This is a genomic window from Rugamonas fusca (assembly GCF_014042365.1).
In the GTDB taxonomy this organism is placed as follows: domain Bacteria; phylum Pseudomonadota; class Gammaproteobacteria; order Burkholderiales; family Burkholderiaceae_D; genus Rugamonas; species Rugamonas fusca.
Genome location: NZ_JACEZS010000075.1, coordinates 1 through 464, shown reverse-complemented (window position 1 = coordinate 464; position 464 = coordinate 1). Strand labels below are relative to the sequence as shown.

1 pseudogene is annotated in these 464 nt (G+C 70.9%); it reads left to right on the top strand.

Annotated elements, in window-relative coordinates:
* A pseudogene (locus H3H36_RS26375) lies at window positions 1–464 on the top strand (heme utilization protein); the annotation flags it as partial.

Here is a 464-nt window from a genome sequence, read left to right as displayed (position 1 = left end):
CTGACCACCGGCAGCATCGCCGCCATGAGCACCGACCAGGTGGTGGCGCTGACCTCGAACCAGGCCGCCACCCTGTCCACGGCCCAGGTGGCCGCGCTGTCGACCAACGACGTGGCGGCCATGGAAACGGCCGACTTCGCGGCTCTGAAGACGGCATCCATCGCCGCCATGAGCACCGGCCAGACGGGCGCCCTGACGACCGACCAGATCGTGGCCCTGACCACGGCCCAGGCCGGCGCGCTGACCAGCGCCCAGGTGGTGGGCATGAGCACCAACGCCGTCGCCGCGCTGGAAACGGCCGACCTGGCCCAGATCAAGACGGCCGCCATCGCCGCCCTGGGCACGGCCCAGATCGCCGCGCTGACGACCAATGAGACGGCCTCGCTGTCCACGGCCCAGATCGCCGCGCTGACCACCAACCAGATCGCCAACGGCCTGACCACCGACCAGGTGGTGTCGCTGTC